Source organism: Micromonospora halotolerans (assembly GCF_032108445.1).
GTDB lineage: Bacteria > Actinomycetota > Actinomycetes > Mycobacteriales > Micromonosporaceae > Micromonospora > Micromonospora halotolerans.
Window position 1 is genome coordinate 6,636,141 of sequence record NZ_CP134876.1, and the last position, 19,097, is coordinate 6,655,237.

At 73.6% G+C, this 19,097-nt stretch carries 16 protein-coding genes and 1 pseudogene; 6 read left to right on the forward strand and 11 right to left on the reverse strand.

Annotated elements, in window-relative coordinates; translation table 11 throughout:
- Positions 1-3: 3 nt before the first annotated feature.
- The 4 genes from RMN56_RS31120 to RMN56_RS31135 form a co-directional block, all read right to left on the reverse strand.
- Positions 4-126 carry a 50S ribosomal protein L36 gene (locus RMN56_RS31120; protein ID WP_091265774.1) on the reverse strand — a complete coding sequence of 41 codons (123 nt, stop codon included), beginning with the start codon at positions 124-126 and terminating at the stop codon, positions 4-6.
- Between the two features lie 111 nt (positions 127-237).
- Positions 238-2,823, reverse strand: coding sequence for a pectate lyase-like domain-containing protein (locus RMN56_RS31125; RefSeq protein ID WP_313721446.1), 2,586 nt, complete (start codon positions 2,821-2,823; stop codon positions 238-240).
- Positions 2,824-3,033: 210 nt separating this feature from the next.
- Positions 3,034-4,368, reverse strand: a complete 1,335-nt coding sequence (locus RMN56_RS31130; protein ID WP_313721447.1) for an extracellular catalytic domain type 1 short-chain-length polyhydroxyalkanoate depolymerase — start codon at positions 4,366-4,368, stop codon at positions 3,034-3,036.
- 209 nt (positions 4,369-4,577) lie between these two features.
- Entirely contained in the window at positions 4,578-5,168 is a 591-nt protein-coding gene (locus RMN56_RS31135; RefSeq protein WP_313721448.1) for a TetR/AcrR family transcriptional regulator, read from the reverse strand.
- Positions 5,169-5,215: 47 nt separating this feature from the next.
- Between RMN56_RS31135 and RMN56_RS31140 the strand changes: the two are divergent.
- Positions 5,216-5,796, forward strand: a pseudogene (locus RMN56_RS31140) (GNAT family N-acetyltransferase).
- A gap of 65 nt (positions 5,797-5,861) precedes the next feature.
- Here RMN56_RS31140 and RMN56_RS31145 read toward each other — a convergent pair.
- On the reverse strand, positions 5,862-6,293 hold the full coding sequence (locus RMN56_RS31145; RefSeq protein ID WP_313721449.1) for a MarR family winged helix-turn-helix transcriptional regulator: 432 nt from the start codon (positions 6,291-6,293) through the stop codon (positions 5,862-5,864).
- A gap of 110 nt (positions 6,294-6,403) precedes the next feature.
- Between RMN56_RS31145 and RMN56_RS31150 the strand changes: the two genes are divergently transcribed.
- Positions 6,404-7,282: an MBL fold metallo-hydrolase gene (locus RMN56_RS31150; protein WP_313721450.1), complete on the forward strand. Its 879-nt coding sequence runs from the start codon at positions 6,404-6,406 to the stop codon at positions 7,280-7,282.
- Positions 7,283-7,361: 79 nt separating this feature from the next.
- Positions 7,362-8,339: an aldo/keto reductase gene (locus tag RMN56_RS31155; protein WP_313721451.1), complete on the forward strand. Its 978-nt coding sequence runs from the start codon at positions 7,362-7,364 to the stop codon at positions 8,337-8,339.
- A gap of 150 nt (positions 8,340-8,489) precedes the next feature.
- Here the strand turns inward: RMN56_RS31155 and RMN56_RS31160 are convergent, their stop codons facing one another.
- Both RMN56_RS31160 and RMN56_RS31165 read right to left on the reverse strand, forming a co-directional pair.
- On the reverse strand, positions 8,490-9,419 hold the full coding sequence (locus RMN56_RS31160) for a D-2-hydroxyacid dehydrogenase family protein (protein ID WP_313721452.1): 930 nt from the start codon (positions 9,417-9,419) through the stop codon (positions 8,490-8,492).
- A gap of 72 nt (positions 9,420-9,491) precedes the next feature.
- On the reverse strand, positions 9,492-10,382 hold the full coding sequence (locus RMN56_RS31165) for a winged helix-turn-helix transcriptional regulator (RefSeq protein WP_313721453.1): 891 nt from the start codon (positions 10,380-10,382) through the stop codon (positions 9,492-9,494).
- Between the two features lie 83 nt (positions 10,383-10,465).
- Here RMN56_RS31165 and RMN56_RS31170 point away from each other — a divergent pair, with 83 nt between their 5' ends.
- Positions 10,466-11,731: an MFS transporter gene (locus tag RMN56_RS31170; RefSeq protein WP_313721454.1), complete on the forward strand. Its 1,266-nt coding sequence runs from the start codon at positions 10,466-10,468 to the stop codon at positions 11,729-11,731.
- A 10-nt stretch (positions 11,732-11,741) separates the two neighbouring features.
- On the opposite strand, the gene RMN56_RS31175 is transcribed toward RMN56_RS31170, so the two are convergent.
- The 3 genes from RMN56_RS31175 to RMN56_RS31185 are packed head-to-tail and all read right to left on the reverse strand — an operon-like array spanning position 11,742 to position 14,234.
- Positions 11,742-12,815, reverse strand: coding sequence for a DUF4037 domain-containing protein (locus RMN56_RS31175; protein ID WP_313721455.1), 1,074 nt, complete (start codon positions 12,813-12,815; stop codon positions 11,742-11,744).
- A 60-nt stretch (positions 12,816-12,875) separates the two neighbouring features.
- Positions 12,876-13,754 carry a haloalkane dehalogenase gene (locus RMN56_RS31180; protein ID WP_313724901.1) on the reverse strand — a complete coding sequence of 293 codons (879 nt, stop codon included), beginning with the start codon at positions 13,752-13,754 and terminating at the stop codon, positions 12,876-12,878.
- A gap of 18 nt (positions 13,755-13,772) precedes the next feature.
- Positions 13,773-14,234: a MarR family winged helix-turn-helix transcriptional regulator gene (locus RMN56_RS31185; RefSeq protein ID WP_313721456.1), complete on the reverse strand. Its 462-nt coding sequence runs from the start codon at positions 14,232-14,234 to the stop codon at positions 13,773-13,775.
- A 90-nt stretch (positions 14,235-14,324) separates the two neighbouring features.
- On the opposite strand from RMN56_RS31185, the gene RMN56_RS31190 reads away from it, so the two are divergent.
- Positions 14,325-15,248: a 5'-3' exonuclease gene (locus RMN56_RS31190; protein WP_262286092.1), complete on the forward strand. Its 924-nt coding sequence runs from the start codon at positions 14,325-14,327 to the stop codon at positions 15,246-15,248.
- A 33-nt stretch (positions 15,249-15,281) separates the two neighbouring features.
- On the opposite strand, the gene RMN56_RS31195 is transcribed toward RMN56_RS31190, so the two are convergent.
- On the reverse strand, positions 15,282-18,083 hold the full coding sequence (locus RMN56_RS31195; RefSeq protein WP_313721457.1) for a DEAD/DEAH box helicase: 2,802 nt from the start codon (positions 18,081-18,083) through the stop codon (positions 15,282-15,284).
- Between the two features lie 86 nt (positions 18,084-18,169).
- Here RMN56_RS31195 and RMN56_RS31200 point away from each other — a divergent pair, with 86 nt between their 5' ends.
- Positions 18,170-18,934, forward strand: coding sequence for an HAD family hydrolase (locus RMN56_RS31200; RefSeq protein ID WP_376787247.1), 765 nt, complete (start codon positions 18,170-18,172; stop codon positions 18,932-18,934).
- Positions 18,935-19,097: the final 163 nt, after the last annotated feature.

The window sequence follows — 19,097 nt, forward strand, 5'->3', positions numbered from 1 at the left end:
CGGTCAGCCCTGCCGGGCCTTCTGCCGGGGATCCGCCTTGTTGAGCACGAACACCTTGCCTCGGCGGCGTACCACGATCGAGTTGGCCTTGCGCTTCAGCGCGCGCAGGGAGCTTCGGACCTTCATCCCGTTCCTCCGTTCCCGCTGGTTTCCCCGTTCGGGGTCGGGTACCCGCCGGGGCCACCGTCATGCGCGGGAACCGGGGGCGGCAGGCTCGCCTGCCGCCCCCGGGCCCGGTCAGGGGTAGCTGACCACGTTCACCGGGACGGTGTTCGTGCCCTGGGCCGTGCCACCGGTGTCGTTGATGATGTGGGTGATCGACCCGTTGCCACCCAGCGAGACGGTGAGCAGGCTGTGGAACCGCACGCCGGCCCTGGTCGGCGCCTCGAAGCCGTGGTACGCGGCGATGGTCGGGTCGACGTTGAAGTAGCAGTAGCTGCCCATCCCCCAGCCCTCGAACGCGCTGACAGCGTCGGCCACCTTGAACGCGGCGTAGCCGACCCGCGAGCCGTTCATCCAGGCCGACGCGCTCGGCGGGTCGTACGGCAACTCGTTCTGGAAGAAGATCGTCCGTCCGTTGTTGCCGTTCCAGATCACCTCGTACTTCTGGTAGTGCTCGACGAAGAGCCCGAGCGCGGTCACGTTGTTGCCGTTGACGATCAGGCCCGTGTCGGCGGTGTTCACGGTCCAGCCGACGCCGCTGCCGTGGTCGGCACGCCAGGCCCAGATGTGGTCGATCAACGCGTCGTTCTGGTTGACCACCAGGCTCGTGGTGGCCTTGCCCGCGCCGGCGCCGCCGATGCGGAAGAAGACGTCCTGGATCGAGGTCGGGTTGGCGGCGTGGCTCGCGGTCGCGCCGGTCGGGCCGACCTGGAGGAGCACCGGCGAGTTGGTCGGGCCGGCGTCGAAGAGCAGCCCGGCCAGCCGGACCCCGTCCACGTCGCCGACGGTCATGGGTACGACCCCGTTCTGCGGGATCAGCGTCGGGTAGCCCACGCCGAGCACCACGGTGCCGGGACGGGTGACCGTGATGGTCTGGCTGACCGGGTAGACGCCGGGGGTGAAGAGCAGGTTCAGGCCCTGCGCCAGGGCGGCGTTGATGGTGGCGGCCGAGTCGCCCGGCTTGGCGACGTAGAACTGGCTCAGCGGCACCGAGGTGCCGGGGGTGGCGCCGCCCAGCCAGGACGCGCCGCTGGCGTTGGTCCGGGTCGACGGGACGAAGACCTGGTAGGTGCCGCCGCCGTCGAGGTAGAGGTACGGGATGTCGCGGCTGACCGGGGTCTGCGCCAGGGTGGTGTACGCCGGGTTGGGGAAGCTGGTGGCCGGCGCGCCGACCACCCCGGAGTTGGTCATGTTCCAGACCGCGTTGAGGTAGCCGCCCACGTTGCTGTCGCGGGTGTACCACTGCTGCTGCGAGTACGGCTGGACCACGCCGGTGATCCGGCTGTCCGCGATGTAGCCGCCGCTGGCCCAGCCGTAGCCGTTCGGGGCCAGGTTGAGGTCGCCCTGGATGTCCATCCGCCGGAACGGCGCGGCCTGCGAGACGGCCCAGCGGGTGAACCCGGCCGACGGGAACACCTGCATGTTCGACGCCGACCGCCAGAAGTTCTGGGTGGCGTTGCCGTTGAACCAGCCGGCGTCGACGGTGACGTCCCCGTGAATCCGGACGTCGCCCGGGTTCCGGCCGAGCCCCATGATCGAGGTGTAGAAGCCGATCTGCGCGTTGATGCCCGAGTAGTCGCCCGGCTTGAACATGAGGGCGTACCGCTGGGTGCCGAACTGGTTCGACTCCTGGGTGCGGAAGACCGCGTCGAGCTGGCTCTGGATGCTCGCGCTGGACATCGACGGGTCGAAGGTGATGACGTTCGGCCCGAGCGAGCCGCCGCCCGGGATGGTGCCGCCGCCGGTGGTGTTCACGGTGAGCTCCCAGAGCGAGTATCCCCAGCCGGTGGCGCGGGCGGTGCCGTACATCCGCACGTAGCGGCCGGAGCCGCTCACGGTGAGGGTGTCGGTCCCCCCGTCCCCGGTGGTGGTGGCGTACACGGTGGTCCAGGCGGCGCCGTCGGTCGAGGTCTGGATCTGGTACGCCCGTCCGTAGGCGGCCTCCCAGGTCAGCACGACCCGGCAGAGAGTGCGGACGCTGCCGAGGTCGACCTGGAGCCACTGCGGATCGCTCGCCGCGCTGGCCCACCGGGTGGTCGCGCTGCCGTCCACCGCCGCCCCGGCGGGGGTGCCGGCGTTCTCGGTGGACGAGGCGGTGGCCGGGCGCCCCTGAGCCGCGTTGGTCGCGGTGTCGCAGCCGGCGCCGCCGCCGGTGGCGCCGTAGACCTGGAACTCCCACAGCGAGTAGCCGTAGGCGGTGGCCCGGGCGGTGCCGGTCATCCGCACGTAGCGGCCGGTGCCGCTGACCGTGAGGTCGTCGGTGCCGCCGTCACCGGCCGCGGTGCTGAAGACGGTGGTCCAGGTGGCGCCGTCGGTGGAGGTCTGGATCTGGTACGCCCGGGCGTACGCGGCCTCCCACACCAGGGTGACCCGGGAGACGGTGGCGGTGGCGCCCAGGTCGACCTGGATCCACTGGGGATCACCGAAGGCGCTGGACCACCGGGTGCCGGTGTTGCCGTCGGTGGCGTTGCTGGCCGGTACGCCGGCGTTCTCCACCGAGGAGGCGGTGGTGGGCCGCCCCTGGGAGAGCAGCGGGTCGGCGGCCCGGGCCGGGGACGGCGGCGCCACCAGGGCCACGGTGGCGAGCAGCGCGGCCAGCACGGCGAGCAGCCGGCGCAGCGGCGGGCGGGGTGGGCTGTGGTGCGGCGGGACGGGTGACATGGGCGTCTCCGTGGCGGGGGTGGTGGGGAGCGGAATGACGAACCGGTTTCCGGCATGTTGCCGTCACCGTTCCGCTGGACCCTTCCTCCGGGCAGGGATACATGTCAATTCTTCGAAGCCACGTCGGAGGCCTTTTTCGCGCCTTGTGAAAAGTCCGGAACTAAGCGGGGACGGCCGCCGGGAGCGCCCTCCCGGCGGCCGCCGCCCGGGTCACGTGACGGCGCAGGGGGTGCCGTTGAGGCTGAAGGCGGTGGGCCGCCCGGTGTTGCCCGTGTGGATGGCCTGGAAGCCGATGCTCACCGAGCCGTTCGGGGCGATGGTGCCGTTGTAGGAGACGTTGCGGGCGGTCACCGCCCCGCTGGCCGGGGCGTACGTGGCGTTCCAGCCGCCGGTGATGCTCTGCCCGCCGGGCAGGATGAAGGCGAGGGCCCAGCCGTTGACCGCCGTGGCGGCCGTGTTGGTGATCGTCACGGCCGCCGTGAGCCCGGTGTTCCACGCGTTCACCCCGTACGCGACCCGGCAACCGCCGGACGGCGGCGGCGTGCTCGGCGGCGGCGTCGTGGGCGGAGGGCTCGTCGGCGGCGGGCTGGTGGGCGGCGGACTGGTCGGCGGCGTCGTGGTGTCCAGACCGAAGAAGCGCACGGCCTGGGCCGCGTCGACCGGCAGGTTGTGCGAGACGCCCTGCATGCTGATCGCCTCGACCGTCGCGGTGCCGCCGGTGCCGCCGTAGCGGGTGCGGGTGTAGCCGGCCTGCGGGCTGTCGGTGTACGCCGGCGTCTGGCCCAACCCGTTCACGTCGGTCCACTGCTTGATCTCTTCGGTGAAGTTCGGGTAGCGCAGCGTCTCGTCGTTGGTCCCGTGCCAGAGCTGCATCCGGGGCCGCCGCCCGCTGTACCCCGGGTACGCGTTGCGGACCAGGTCACCCCACTGCTGCGGGGTCTTCACGACCTGGCCGTTGGCACACTCGCTGTTCCACTCCGAGCCGTTGGTGGTGGCGAAGCAGCCGAAGGGCACCCCGGCGAAGGCCGCGCCGGCGATGAACACGTCCGGGTAGAGCCCGAGCAGCACGTTGGTCATCATGGCGCCCGACGAGACGCCGGTGGCGAAGATCCGGTTCGAGTCGACCGGGTACCGCTGCCGCACGTGGTCGACCATCGACTTGATGCCGACCGGGTCGCTGCCGCCGTCGCGGCGCAGGGCCTGGGGCGAGGAGACGTCGAAGCACTGACTGCTGCGGGTCACCGACGGGTAGACGACGAGGTAGCCGTACCGGTCGGCCAGGGCCGCGAACTGGGTGCCGGAGTACATGGCCGGCCCGGACCCGGTGCAGTAGTGGTTGACCACGAGCAGGCCGGGCCGCGCCGCGACGGTGTCCGGGACGTACAGGTACATCCGCAGGTTGCTCGGGTTGGCCCCGAAGTTCGTCACCTCGGTCAGCGCGGCGGCCGTGGCGGAGCCGGGGGCGGTGAGCGCCGCCAGGGCGGCCAGCCCGGCGGCGGCCACGGCGGCGCCGAGCAGTCTGAGTCTTCTCCTTCTGAGCAGCATGGCATCTCCTGAGGTGGTGGGGACGCCGCGCAGGGCGGGTGCGCCCGCGGCGTGCTCGCCGGCGAGGCGCCTTCGACGGCGGCCCGGACCCTCGGAGACGAGATAGACGACCGCGAATCAAGGCGGTCCGAATCGGAGTCTAGGGCCCGGCCGGATGGCCGACAACAACTTCCGGAAGTCCTCCGGGCCGGCGGCCGGCCGGGACCCGGTCAGGCCGGGATCAGGCCGGCGAGGAAGCGGTCGAGCAGGGCCACCTGTCGGTGGGCCGGAAACGCCGCCGGGTCGAAGAGCGCCTGGACGACCAGGCCGTGCGCGAAGGCCGCGCAGGTGGCCACCAGGTCGTCGGGGTCGGCGCCCGGTCCGCCCGGCGCCTCGCGGAGCGCGGCGTCCACGTGGGCGCGCAGCCGCGCCCGCCACCGGTCGTAGCGGCGGCGCTGATCGGCGGTGAACTCCTCGTCGGCCAGGGCGCCGTCCCAGTAGCTGACCCAGACCCGGCTCATCACGGTCGCCTCGTCGGTCAGCGGCAGCACGTCGAGCAGGGCGGCCCGCAGCGCGGGCCGGCCCTCCCCCGCCGCGGCGTGGCGGTCGCGCGCGTCGGTGTGCCGCTCGGCCACGTCGACGGCGTGCCGCACCAGCGCCCGCTTGTTCGGGAAGTAGTGGGTCAGCAGACCGGTGGAGACCCCCATCTCGGCGGCGACGGCGCGCAGGGTCAGCCCGCCGAAGCCGCGGGCGGCCAGCACCCGCCAGACCGCCGCCGAGACGTCGGCGCGGCGGGCGTCGTGGTCACCTCGTGCCGGCACGGGGGCTAGAGTACATAACAAACGTTCGGTACGCACCTTGGAGCGCCATGTTCTCCCTTCCCCTCACCGACCGGGCCACCCTGCACCCGCTCGCACCGTGGCAGGCGGCGGAGTTCGCCGACTTCGTCGCGCGCACCCGCACCCACCTCGCGCCCTGGCTGCCCTGGGCGCACACGATCACCGACACCGACACCGCCCGCGCCTTCCTCCAGCGCTACGCCGACGCCCAGGCCCGCGACACCGGTTCCATCCACGGCATCCGGCTGGACGGCAAGCTCGTCGGCGGCACCCTGTTCCGCACCTTCGACGCCGCGGCCGGGTCTGCGAGATCGGGGTCTGGCTCGGGCCGGAGGCCGAGGGGCGCGGGCTGGTGACCCGGGCCGCCCAGCTCATGATCGACTGGGCGCTCGGCGAGCGTGGCCTGGCCCGGGTGGAGTGGCGAACCGCGCCGCACAACGCGCGCAGCCGGGCGGTGGCGCGGCGGCTGGGCATGACCCGGGAGGGCGTGCTGCGCGCGGCGTTCCCGTTCCTCGGCGGCCGGCTCGACATCGAGGTGTGGTCGCTGCTGGCCTCCGAGTGGCAGCCGGCCGGGCCCGCGACCGGCGCCCAGGCCGGGTCTCAGAAATGAGGATCTGATCCGACGTCGGCGTGTCGGGGACCGAGAGATCGGTCCCTGCACGCCGAGGTGGCGGGTCAGCGGATGAGGGCGCGGGTGAGGAGGTGCTGCAGGACGTCCTGCTCTTCGGGGGCCAGCGGGGACAGAGGCGAGTCTTCGGAGAGCAGCTCGAGGAGGCGTTCGCGCAGTTCGGCGCCCTTGGGGGTCAGGACGAGCTGCTTGGCGCGTCGGTCGCCGGGATGTGGATGGCGTTCCAGGTAGCCCTGCTCTTCGAGGCGATCGGCGATGAAGGTGACGTTGGAGGGCTCGCAGCTCATCCGTTCGGCGAGTTCGCGCAGGGTCATGGGGCCGGTCAGCTCGCGCAGCGCGGTGCCCTGCGAGGCGGTGAGACCGAGGGTGGCCGCCCGGACCCGAAGGTGGGCTTCGATCTGACTGGCCAGGTCCTTGACCAGCCCGCACAGCTGGCGATCGCCGTCGCCTTGGGCTGGGGTCTCGCGCTCGGTGGCCATGGCAACAAGTCTACTGCAACTCGGATAGTTGCAGTTAGATCTGTTCTAGTTGTAACTTCCAGTCGATGCCGCCACCCGGCGGCACCTTCTCGAGCACGAGGTAGAACCATATGGCCACGACGCCCGATCTCGACCGCATACGGCTGACGAGCGCATCGCGCGCTCGTTCGCTCCGCCTGGGTGATCTGACGATCACCCACGTCCCGGACGGGCTGGCCCGGCTCAAACCGCGCGGCTGGCTGCCCGCCGCCACCGACACTGACTGGGCGGCCTACCGCGATCATCTCGACGACGACGGCTTCCTGGTCGCGAGCATCGGCGGGCTGTTGGTCGAGCGAGGTGACCGAGCGCTGCTCATCGACGCCGGGTTCGGACCCGAGTCCCACCCCGACGACCCGACCAACCCGCTGGTGGGAAGTATCTACGGCGGCGAGTTGCTGGACAGCCTGCGGCCGCTGGGCCGCGAGCCGAGCCGGATCGAGGCCGTCGCCATCACCCACCTGCACAACGACCACCTGGGCTGGGCCTGGAGCACCGCGCAACCGTTCGGGCACGCCACCCACTTCGTCGCGGCACCCGAGTGGGAGCGGCGCGACCTGGCCGCCGAGGGCGGGGCGACCGAGGAACGTCTGGCCACCTTCGCGACCCGCGTCCGTCCGGTCGAGGACAGCGAGGAGATCTTCCCCGGCGTGCGGGCCTCGTTCGCGGCCGGACACACCGTCGGCCACACCACGTACACCATCACCGGCGGCGACCGGCGGCTCATCGCGTTCGGCGACGCACTGCACGCGCCTGTCCAGGTCACCCACCCCGAATGGTCCTGCGCGATCGACCACGACCCCGCCGAATCCGCCGAGTACCGCCGCCGTCTGGTCGAAGAGCTGAGCCGCCCCGACACCATCGGCTACGGCTGCCACTTCGCCGACGTGGTCTTCGGGCGCGCCGAGCGCCGCTCCGACGGCCGGTTCACCTGGATCCCCGTCGCCTGACCGTCCCACCCCGGGGTGGCGGCGCAGCGTTCGCGGTGCCAGCAACTCGTACTAATTGCCAGAGAAACGGAGAACTGTCATGAAGCACATCAAGCTGGGGGACCTGGACGTCTCCCGTATCGGTCTGGGCCTGGTCTCGATGTCCTACGCCTACACGGGAGCCGGCACGGACGACGCCGAGTCGATCCGCACCATCCACCGGGCCCTGGACCTGGGCGTCACCTTCCTCGACACCGCCGAGGTCTACGGGCCGTACATCAACGAGGAACTCCTCGGCAAGGCGCTCAAGGGCCGCCGCGAACAGGCCGTGGTGGCAACGAAGTTCGGCATGATCTCGCATGCGGGCGGCGGGGCAGGGCAACTCGACAGCAGCCCGGCCAACATCCGCACCGCCGTCGAAGGCTCGCTCAGGCGGCTGGGCACCGACTACATCGACCTGTACTACCAGCACCGAGTCGATCCGAACACGCCCATCGAGGACACCGTCGGGACGCTGGCCGAACTGGTCAGCGAGGGCAAGATCCGCCACATCGGCCTGTCCGAGGCCGGACCGGAGACGATCCGCCGCGCCCACGCCGTGCATCCCATCGCTGCCGTCCAGTCGGAGTACTCCCTGTGGACCCGGCACCCGGAGGCACAGGTGCTGCCCCTGCTGCGCGAGCTGAACATCGGCTTCGTGCCCTACTCGCCCCTGGGACGCGGATTCCTCACCGGGCAGATCCGCTCGACCAGCGGCTTCGATGAGACCGACCTGCGTAAGAACAACCCGCGCTTCACGGGCGAGAACTTCCAGCGCAACCTGCGTCTCGCAGACGAGGTCCAGGCCGTTGCCGCCGAAGCGGGTGTCACCGCGGCGCAGGTCGCACTGGCCTGGCTGCTGACCCGGGGCGACGACATCGCCCCCATCCCCGGCACCAAGCGCGTGGCACGCGTCGAGGAGAACAGTGCCGCCGACGCCGTGGAGCTGACCGCCGAGCAGATCGAGAAGCTCGACAACCTTCCTCCCGCTGTCGGCGAGACCCATGACGAAGCCGCGATGCGCCTGCTGGAGCGCTGACCGACAACGTTCCAGCCGGTCAAGCCGGCGAACACCTCATCGAGCGGTTCGGTGCGCAGCGTGCAGACACAGTGACGGTGTCTGCACGCTGCGCACCACGGGCCGGCGGCCTTCGAGACGCCTTCCCGGCCAAGGCCGGAGTCGGAAGAGTCAGGTCAGCACCCGGGTCGGGCTGCCGTCGAGGAAGGCGCCGATGTCATCCGCGGCGTCCCGGTAGAACGTCGCGTAGTTCCGCTCGCTGACGTAGCCGAGGTGCGGCGTGGCCAGCACGTTCGGCAGCGTACGGAAGTCATGACCGGCGGGCAGCGGTTCCTCGTCGAACACGTCCAGCCCGGCCCCCGCGATCCGCCCCTCGCGCAGCGCGGACGCCAGGGCGGACTGGTCGACGATCGCGGCCCGCGAGGTGTTGACGAGGTAGGCGGTGGGCTTCATCTGCGCGAGTTCCCGCGCGCCGACGAGCCCGCGGGTCCGGTCGCTGAGCACGAGGTGAACGGAGACGACGTCGGAGCCGGCGAACAGGGCGTCCAGGCCGGGAGCCAGCCGCGCGCCACCCTCCTCGGCCCGCTCGCGCGTCAGGTTCTGGCTCCAGGCCAGCACGTCCATGCCGAACGCCCGGCCGATCGCCGCCACCTGCGACCCGATCCTGCCCAGGCCGAGCAGCCCGAGCGTACGTCCGTGCAGGTCGGTGCCGAGGGTGTGCTGCCAGGGACCGTCGGTGCGCAGCGCGGTCGCCTCGGGCACCAGGTGGCGTGCCAGGCCGAGGATCAGCGCCCACGTCAGCTCGACCGTCGGGGTCAAGCCGCCGCCCGTGCCGCACACCGTGACGCCGTGCGCCCGCGCCGCCGCCAGGTCGATGGCGGCGTTGCTCATGCCGGTCGTGACGAGCAGCCGCAGGTGGGGCAACCGGTCGAACACCTCGGCGGGAAACGGCGTGCGTTCCCTCATGGCGACGACGATCTCGCAGTCGTGGATGGCCGCCACGAGCTCGTCGGCGCTGGTGAAGTGCTCGCGGAAGCTGGTGGCCCGGACCCGGGACCAGTCCGCCAGGCCGAGTGCCACCCCCTGATAGTCGTCCAGCACAGCGCACCGAGGATAAGTTGACATGACACACAATCGTACGGTCCCGGGCACCAGCACGATCGGAAAGCGGGCCTAAGCCGCCCGGGCGGCGGTACGGCGGCGCACCTCGGCGAGCATCTCGTCCACCGAGCCGGCCGGGTCGGTGACCGGGAACTGCACCGCCCGCACCACCGCCTCCGGGTCCAGCAGCAGGGTGAGCCGCTTCAACCGGGCCACGCCTCCGGCCCGGAAGGTCGGCAGCAGCAGGCCGGCGGCGAGCCGACCGTCCTCGTCGGACAGCAGCGGGAACGGCAACCGGGCGTGCGCGGCGAAGGCGGCGAGCTGGTCCGGGCGCTGGGTGCTCACCCCCCGCACCTCGGCTCCGGCCGCGTGGAACAGCGGGTGCCGGTCGGCGTACGTCCGCGACTCCAGCGTGCACCCGGCGGCGCCGGGGATCTCACCCCAGTCCGGCGGGAGGGCCGGTGCGCCGGGCGCGAACGCCCCCGGGAAGAGGTAGAGCACGGTCCACCGCCCGGGCGCCGCCGGCGGCTCCGCGCCGCCGTCGTGCCGGCGCAGGCTCATCCGGGGTACGCGGCGGCCGACCAGCCGGTGCGCCCGGCGGGCCTCGGCCGAGTCCTCGTCGGCGGTGGCGGTCAGCGCGCCGTCGCCCATGACGTGCCGGGTGCCCCAGTCCTGGAGGGCGACCAGCACGGGCAGCAGTGCCTCCCCTTTCGCGGTGAGCAGGTAGTCGTGGCGCGGCGGGTGCGCCGAGTAGGGCTCACGCCGCAGCACGCCGTGCGTGACCAGCCCGCCGAGCCGCTCGGTGAGCGCCCGCCGGCTGACGCCCAGCTCGCGCTGCAGCCCGTCGAACCGGGTGACGCCGCCGGCGACTTCGCGCACGATCAGCACGGTCCACCAGTCGCCCAGCACGCCGAGCGCCTGCGCGATGCCGCAGTCGGCGTCGCCGAGGTCCGCCCGTCTCACATCCCACCTCCCGCTCAGCTCGCAGGCCCGACTATAGTGCGTTTCAGTTTGGAACTCACTGGCTCGGATCGGGGGTTGGCGGCATGTCCGTCGGGCAGGGGGCCGGGGTGTTCTGGCGCTGGTGGACCGCCGGCACCACCAGTTCGGTGGGGTCGGCGGTCGGTGCCGTGGCGTTGCCGCTCACCGCACTGACCGTGCTGGACGCGTCCGCGTTCGAGATGGGGCTCGTGGCCGCCGCGAGCTACGTGGCCTGGCTGGTCATCGGGCTGCCCGCCGGCGTGATCGTGCAACGGCTGCCGCTGCGCGGGGCGCAGGTCGGCGCCGACCTGGCCCGGGCGGCCGCGGTGGTCTCCGTGCCGCTCGCCTGGTGGTGGGGCCGGCTCACCGTGACCCAGCTGGTGGTCGTGGCGCTGGTGGTCAGCTTCGCCAACGTGCTGTTCGACGTCGCCAACGCCACCTTCCTGCCGGCCATCGTGGGCCGCGACCAGCTGCACGCCCGCAACAGCCTCACCTCGGCCACCCACGCCGCCACCCAGCTCAGCGGCCCGTCCCTGGGCGGCGTCGCCGTGCAGGCGCTCGGCGCGGTGCCGGCCGTGCTGGTCGACGCGGCCAGCTACCTGGTCTCCGCGGCGCTGCTCGGGTCGCTGCCCGCCCGCCGGGTCGACGCACCGGACCGCTGGCCCCCGGTCCGCGCCATGATCGGCGAGGGTTGGCGGTACGTCAGCCGGCACCCGGTGATGGGCCCGACCATGTGGACGGCCACCGCGGTCAACTTCGTCTGCGGGGCGCAGCTGGCCGTCTACCCCCTCTACCTGGTTCGCGAGCTGCACGCCCCGGCCGCGCTGGTCGGTGTGCTGCTCGCGGTCGAGGGGGTCGGCTCACTGGTCGGCGCGACCCTGACCCCCTGGATCACCGGGCGCTGGGGCACCGCCCGGTCGCTGCTGGTCGCCTGCGTGGTGTCCGTCGGCGGGGCGTTCCTGGTGCCGCTGGGCGCCGGCTGGCCGGCGTACCTCGCGTTCGCGGCCGGCAACGTGCTCTTCGCCGGTGGCGTCGTGGTGCTCAGCGTGACCACCCGCACCTACCGGCAGATCGCCAGCCCACCCGACCTGCTCTCCCGGGTGATGGCCACGGTCCGCTTCGTCTCCTGGGGCGCCATCCCGGTGGGCGGGCTGCTCGCCGGGGCGCTCGCCGGGCTCGCCGGAGGCCGGGTCACCCTGTTCTGCTTCGCCGCGGCCACCGTGTTGGCTCCCCTGGCCCTGCTGCTGTCCCCGGTGCGCCGCCTGCGCGACCTGGCCGACCTGCGGATCGAGGAGCCGACCGACCGGGAGAGCGTCGCGGCGGCCCGCTGACCTGAGGCCCTCAGTCCGGCAGGACGGCCGCGGCGACCCGGCGGGCCCGCGCCGGGCGGGTGAGCACGTCGACGTTGTCGAGGTACTGGTCCACCGCGCCGACCGGCGGGCGGGCACGCAGCTCCGGGTCCGCGATGGCGGCGCGCAGCGCGGCGGTGAACCGCTCGGCGTGCAGGACGAGGAACGGCCGGCCGTGGAACGGCCGGGCGGCCGGGTCGACCGGCACGGCCAGCCCGGTGTCGTTCGTCCACGCCGCCACCGCCTCCAGCGCCCGGACCAGCCCGGCCTGCCGCCGGGGCCACCCGCCCGCCCCGAGGGCGACGGTCAGCGCGTCCACCACCGGCGCCGCGGCCGGCAACGCGGCGAAGACCGTGCCGAGCCATTTCGCGTACGGGGGCCAGCGGCGGTGCAGCAGCAGGCCGAGCCGCATCAGGTCACGGGCCAGCCCGGCGGTCACCACCCGGCTGCCCAGCTCGTCGCCGACCTCGGCGCAGCGGCCGGCCAGGTGCTCGGCCTGCCCGACCCGCTGCCACCCGGCCGCCAGCACGTGCCGCCAGACGTCGTCCGGATACCACGCCAGGCGGGCCCGGACGTCGGTGAGCGCCCCGCCCAGCCCGTCGTGGAACACCGCCCCGCCGGTCAGCTCGGCGAGCCGCTGGGTGGGCGTGGCCAGCCAGTCCGCCACCGTCATCCCGGCCCGCGGGTCCCCGCCCAGCCGCTCCCGCAGCCACGCCCCCAGTTCGTCGACGCTCACCCCGTGCCGCTCGCCGTCTGCGCGGACCACGCCGAGCCGGGCCGTCGGGCCGCCGGTGAACCGGGTCGGCCAGCCGAGGAACTCGGCCGGCAGTTCCGCGTCGAGGACCGCCCGTACGGGCGCCACCTCGGCCGCGTCGGCGACGAAGAGCTGGGTGCGTGGCCCCCAGTCGTGGTCGGTCGACCGGGGCGTGTCCAGGCCGAGCAGCTCGGAGCCGCCGTCGAGCAGTGCGGCCGCGTAGCGCAGGCCGGGCAGCCGGCGCGCCAGCAGCGGGGCGACCACCTCGTCGTGGAAGCGGTGCGCCAGGGTCAGCCCGGGTACGAACGTCACTCCGCCAGTCTGCGCACGACGGGCCGCCCGCGCCGCCCGGTTTCCGCCCTACGCCGCCGGTCAGCGGAGGTGGTGGCGGTCCGCCCAGGCGGAGATGGCGGCGGCGATCTCGGCGGGACGGTCCTCCGGTGCGTGGTGGCCGGCCGGCCCGCACGCCACCGTCTCCAGGGCCGCCATGTTCCGCGCGCACCAGTCGGCCAGCTCCGGGGTGATCAGCAGCGTCGGTGAGCCCTCGAAGGTCAGCAGCAGCTTCGGCACCCCGTCGCTGGCGGCCAGCCACCGGTCGTACGCCTCGATCCGGGCGACCAGCTCGGCCGGCTCACCGCCGAGCGGCATCTGACGCGCCCAGGCCAGCAGCGGCCGGCGGCTCTCCCGGCCCGGGTACGGCGCGAGGTAGGTCTTCAGGTCCTCCTCCCCCACCGGCTGGAGCACCCCGCCGGTGAACGCCTGCCGGACGAGCAGGTCCTGGTCGAGCACGAGCTGCTCGCCCACGCCCGGCGTGCGGATCGCCTCGGACCGGGCCCGGGCCTGCGGCGAGAGGTCGCTCCACGCCATCGGCTTGACCATGGTCTCCAGGAACGCCACGCCGCGGACCCGATCGGGGTGCCGGGCCGCCCAGTCGAAGGCGAGCGCGCCGCCCCAGTCGTGGCCGACCAGCACCACGTCGGTCAGGTCGAGCGCGTCGAACCAGGCGTCCAGGTAGCGGGCGTGGTCGGCGAAGAGGTACGGGGAGTCGGGCTTGCCGGAGCGGCCCATGCCGATGAGGTCGGGTGCGAGCAGCCGGCCCGCCCCGATCCGGGGCAGCACCCCGCGCCAGGTGTGCGACGAGCCGGGGTTGCCGTGCAGGAAGACGAACGTCGGCCCGTCGCCGGTCTCCGTGTGGTGGATGGTCGAGTCGAGCACGTGCCTCTCGGGCATGTCCCGGCGCTCCTTCGTCAGTCGGGTGGATCGGGTTCGTCAGTCGGGTGGGTCGAGCGGGGCGTCCAGCAGCGCGGTCAGGTCACGGACGAACCCCGCCGTGCGCGGGTCGTCCCGGCCCCCGAGGGGGGCGAGCAACTGGCCGAGCAGCGCCTGGACGGTGTCGATCGCCGGGCGGACCACCTCGCGACCGCGGTCGGTCAGGGTGAGCCGGACCGCCCGGGTGTCGGCCGCGTCGCGCTCCCGCCCGACCAGGCCGTCGGCCTCCAGGGCCCGGGCCAGCTTCGACACGTAGAGCGGCTCCAGGCCGGTGTGGTCGGCCAGCTCCCGCTGGCTCGGGTGCAGGCCGGCGCGGCGCATCCCGTGCAGCGACGAGAGCAGCACGTACTGCGCGTGGGTGAGGCCGAGCGGGGCGAGCGCCCGGTCGACCGCCACCCTCCAGCGCATCGCCAGCCGCCAGACCAGATGGCCGGGGCTGGGACCGATCGGGATTCCGTCCATGTCGGAAACAGTACATGTACATGATGTACATGGCTAGTGTTTCGGTGGCGGGTCCCCCACCTCGTCGGTGGGCTGTGCCAGGCTGTCGGCGTGGCACACCGACCCCCGATCCTGCTGATCGACTCCCCGAGCCTCTACTTCCGCGCCTACTTCGGCATCCCCGAGTCGGCGGCGAAGACGGACGACGGCCAGCCGGTCAACGCCGTCCGTGGCTTCCTCGACATGCTGGCCCAGCTGGTCCGCACCCGGCGGCCCGACCGGATGGTCTGCGCGCTCGACCACGACTGGCGACCGGCGTGGCGGGTCGAGCTGCTGCCGTCGTACAAGGCGCACCGGGTGGCACCCGAGGGCGGCGAGGTGGTGCCGGACACGCTCTCCCCGCAGGTGCCGATGATCCTGGAGGTCCTCGACGCGCTCGGCATCACTGCGGTCGGCGCCACCGGCTACGAGGCCGACGACGTGCTCGGCACCCTCTCGGTGACCCAGCCCGGCCCGGCCGAGGTGGTCTCCGGCGACCGTGACCTGTTCCAGCTCGTCGACGACGACCGCCCGGTACGGCTGCTCTACGTCGGGCGCGGCGTGGCCAAGCTCGACGACTGCGACGACGCGGCGGTCCGCGCCCGCTACGGCGTCCCGGCCAACCGCTACGCCGACTTCGCGGCGCTGCGCGGCGACCCGAGCGACGGCCTGCCCGGCGTGCCCGGGGTGGGCGAGAAGACCGCGGCCCGCCTCATCGAGCGCTACGACGGCCTGCCCGGCATCCTCGCCGCGCTGGACGACCCGGGCTCCGGCTTCGCCCCCGGGCTGCGCACCAAGCTCAACGCGGCCCGGGACTACCTGGCCGTCGCGCCGAAGGTGGTCCAGGTCGCCCTCGACGTACCGCTGCCGGACCTGGCCACCGCGCTGCCGACGGCGCCGGCGGACCCGGACCGCCTGCTGGAGCTGGCGCAGCGGTGGAACCTCGCCGGCTCGTGCCGGCGCCTCGTGGACGCGCTCGCCATGCCCCGCTCCTGACGGCCCGGCCGGGCCATGTACGGCCCGGCCCGCTCAGGCGGCGGCGTGGTAGGCCAGCACGCCCCGGTTGACCGCCGCGATCGCCTGCCGGGCGGTGGAGCGCAGCTCGGTGGAGGCGCCGCCGGAGTCGGCGAGCTGGCCGAGCAGGTCGACCACCTGCCGGGCCCAGCGGACGAAGTCGCCGGCCGGCATCTCGCCGTCGATCTGGTGCCCGCTGGCGAGCACCTTGGCGAGGGCCTCGCCGCGCGCCCACCGGTAGATCGGCCAGGCGAAGCCGAGGTCCGGCTCGCGGGTGACCGCCAGGCCGCGGGAGGCCTCGTCCGCCTCGATGTCGCCCCACAGCGTCAGCGTCTCCTCCACCGCCTCCGCGACCGGACCGCGGGGCAGGCCGGCGCGCTCGTCGACGTCGCGTCGGGCCTCGAAGACCACCACCGAGACCGCGGCGGCCAGCTCGGCCGGGGAGAGCCCGTCCCACACCTTGCGGCGCAGACACTCGGCGACCAGCAGGTCGGCCTCGGTCCAGATCCGGCCCAGCATCCGGCCGGCGTCGGTGACCTCGCCGTCGGCGGAGAGGTAGCCACGCGCGGTCAGCAACGCGACGATCCGGTCGAACGTGCGGGCCAGCGAACCGGTCCGCCCGGCCACCCGCTGGCGCAGCTCCTCGGTGTCGCGCTCCAGGCGGCGCCGCCGCTCGGCCCAGCGGGCGTGCTCCTCCCGGTCCGGGCAGGCGTGGCAGGGGTGCCGGCGCAGCTCGGTGCGGAGCTGGCTGAGCTGGTGGTCCTCGCCGACCGCCTGCCGGGAGCGCCCGCCGCGGCGGCCGCCGTGCCGGTCCAGCCCGGTGCCGCTGACCTCGGCCGCCAGGTCCCGGCGGGCCGCCGGCGAGCGGTGGTTGAAGTGCTTGGGCACCCGGATCCGGGCGAGCACCTCCGCCGGGGTGGTGAAGTCGCCGGGGCTGACCCGCCCGGCCCACCGGTCCTGGGTGAGCACCAGCGGGCGGGGCTCGCCGAAACCGCCGGTGGCCGGGTCGAGCACCACCGCCAGGCCGGCCCGCCGGCCCGAGGGCACCCGGATCACGTCGCCCACCCGCAGCCGCTCCAGCGAGGCGACGGCCGCCGCCTTGCGCTGGGTCTGGCCCTGCCGGGCCATGGCGCGCTCGCGGTCGGCGATGGCCACCCGCAGGGCGAAGTACTCGTCGAAGTCGCCCTGGTGGCAGGACGCCTCGGCGCCGTACGCCTCGATGGTCTCGGTGTTGCGCTGCACCTGCCGGGCCAGGCCCACCACCGACCGGTCGGCCTGGAACTGCGCGAAGGAGGACTCCAGCAGGGCCCGGGCCGGCTCCGCGCCGACGGTGCCGACCAGGTTGACCGCCATGTTGTAGGAGGGCCGGAAGCTGGACCGCAGCGGGTAGGTGCGGGTCGAGGCGAGGCCGGCGACGTGCCGGGGGTCGGTCTCCGGCGACCAGACCACCACGGCGTGCCCCTCGACGTCGATGCCGCGCCGGCCGGCCCGACCGGTGAGCTGCGTGTATTCGCCAGGGGTGAGGTCGACGTGCGCCTCGCCGTTGAACTTGACCAGACGCTCCAGCACCACGCAGCGGGCCGGCATGTTGATGCCCAGGGCGAGGGTCTCGGTGGCGAAGACGGCCTTGACCAGACCGCGGACGAACAGCTCCTCGACGACCTCCTTGAACGCGGGCAGCATGCCGGCGTGGTGGGCGGCGAGCCCGCGCTCCAGGCCGTCGAGCCACTCCCAGTAGCCCAGCACGGTCAGGTCCTCGCCGGGGATGGCCGTGATCCGCGATTCGACCACCTGGCGGATCTCGGTGCGTTCCTCGGGCGAGGTGAGCCGCAGCCCGGCGGCGAGGCACTGCTGGACGGCCGCCTGGCAGCCGGCCCGGCTGAAGATGAACAGGATCGCCGGGAGCAGGTTCTCCCGGTCCAGCCGCTCGACGATGTCGGGGCGCATCGGCCCGCGCCAGCGGGGCCCGCGGCGGCCCGCGCCGGGGCCGGCGCTGCGCCCCTCCCCCAGCTCCAGCCGGCGCACGGTGTCCCGCGTGTAGCGCAGCAGCTCCGGATGGACGTCGTGCTTGCGGGCCGCGTCGGCGTCGTGGAACAGGTCGAACATCCGCTTGCCGACCAGCATGTGCTGCCAGAGCGGCACCGGGCGGTGCTCGCTGACCACCACGGCGGTCTCCCCGCGCACGGTGACCAGCCAGTCGGCGAACTCCTCGGCGTTGGAGACGGTGGCCGAGAGCGAGACCAGGGTGACCGAGGCGGGCAGGTGGATGATCACCTCTTCCCAGACGCCGCCGCGGAACCGGTCGGCGAGGTAGTGCACCTCGTCCATCACCACGTAGGCCAGGCCCTCCAGCGTGGCCGAGCCGGCGTAGAGCATGTTGCGCAGCACCTCGGTGGTCATCACCACCACGGGCGCGTCACCGTTGATCGCGTTGTCGCCGGTGAGCAGGCCGACCTGCTCGGCGCCGTAGCGGTCGACCAGGTCGTGGTACTTCTGGTTGGACAGCGCCTTGATCGGCGTGGTGTAGAAGCACTTGCGCCGGGTGGTCGGCCCGCCGCCGCCGTCGGCCGCCGCCGGCTTCCCGGGCGTGCCGCGCAGCGCCAGGTGTACGGCGAACTCGCCCACCACGGTCTTGCCGGCGCCGGTGGGCGCGCAGACCAGCACGCCGCTTCCCCGTTCCAGGGCCTCGCACGCCTCCCGCTGGAAGTCGTCCAGGTCGAACCCCAGATCGAGCGCGAATTCGTCCAGGGCCGGAAAGGCGGAAGCCTGCGCGGCCCGGCGGCGCGCCGCGGCGTACCGCTCGGCGGGACTCGACATGTCCCCAAGATTAATCGGTACCGACGACGACCACCCCCCAAGGCCGTCCGGCAGGTGGGTCGGACCGGGTCGGTAGGGTGCACGACGTGCCGGAACATGCCGAACCGCCCCGACTCTCGAGCGACGCCGACGACGCCGTCCGCCCGAGCCCGTCCCGTCGCCCCGTCGAGGCGGTGCTCTTCGACTTCCACGGCACCCTCGCGCAGGTGGAGGAGCCCCGCGAGTGGGTGATCGCGGCCGCGGCGGCCTGCGGGGTCGAGCTGGACCGGGTGCGGGCCACCGCGCTGGCCGACCGGCTGCTCACCGCCGGCCGGGCGGGCGGGCCGCTGCCGGCCCGGGTGCCGCCCCGGCTGGCCGAGCTCTGGGCCGACCGCGACCTCTACCAGCACGCCCACCGGGGCGCCTACACGGGGCTGGCCGAGACGGTCGACGCCGGCATCGACGGGTTCGCCGACGCCCTCTACGAGCGGGTGCTGGTGCCCGAGGGCTGGGTGCCGTACCCGGACACCGAGCCGGTGCTGGCCGCGCTCCGGGAGGCCGGCGTGAAGGTGGCGCTGGTCAGCAACATCGGCTTCGACGTCCGGCCGCTGTTCGCCGCCTGGAAGCTGGATGGGCTGGTCGACGCCTGGGCCCTGTCGTACGAGGTGGGGCGCTGCAAGCCGGACCCGGGGATCTTCCTTCGGGCCTGCGGGATGCTCGGCGTCGACCCGGAGCGGACGCTCATGGTGGGCGACAGCCCCGCCGACGCGGGCGCCGTGGCCGCGGGCTGCGAGGTGCTGGTGCTGCCCGGTGCCGACCCGGGCCGGCCGAACGGGCTGGGCGCCGTGCTCGACCTCGCCCTCCGCAACTGACCGCACCGCCCGGGTGCGCGCCGGATGCCGGCCTCCCGCCGGCGCCGGAGCTGACCAGCGGCGCTAGCGTCACGGCATGACGCCCGACCGCTCCTTCCGTGCCCGGCTCTCCGGTGGCCGGCTCGGCGCCGTCGGGCTGGTCCTCGGCGGGGCGCTGTCGGTG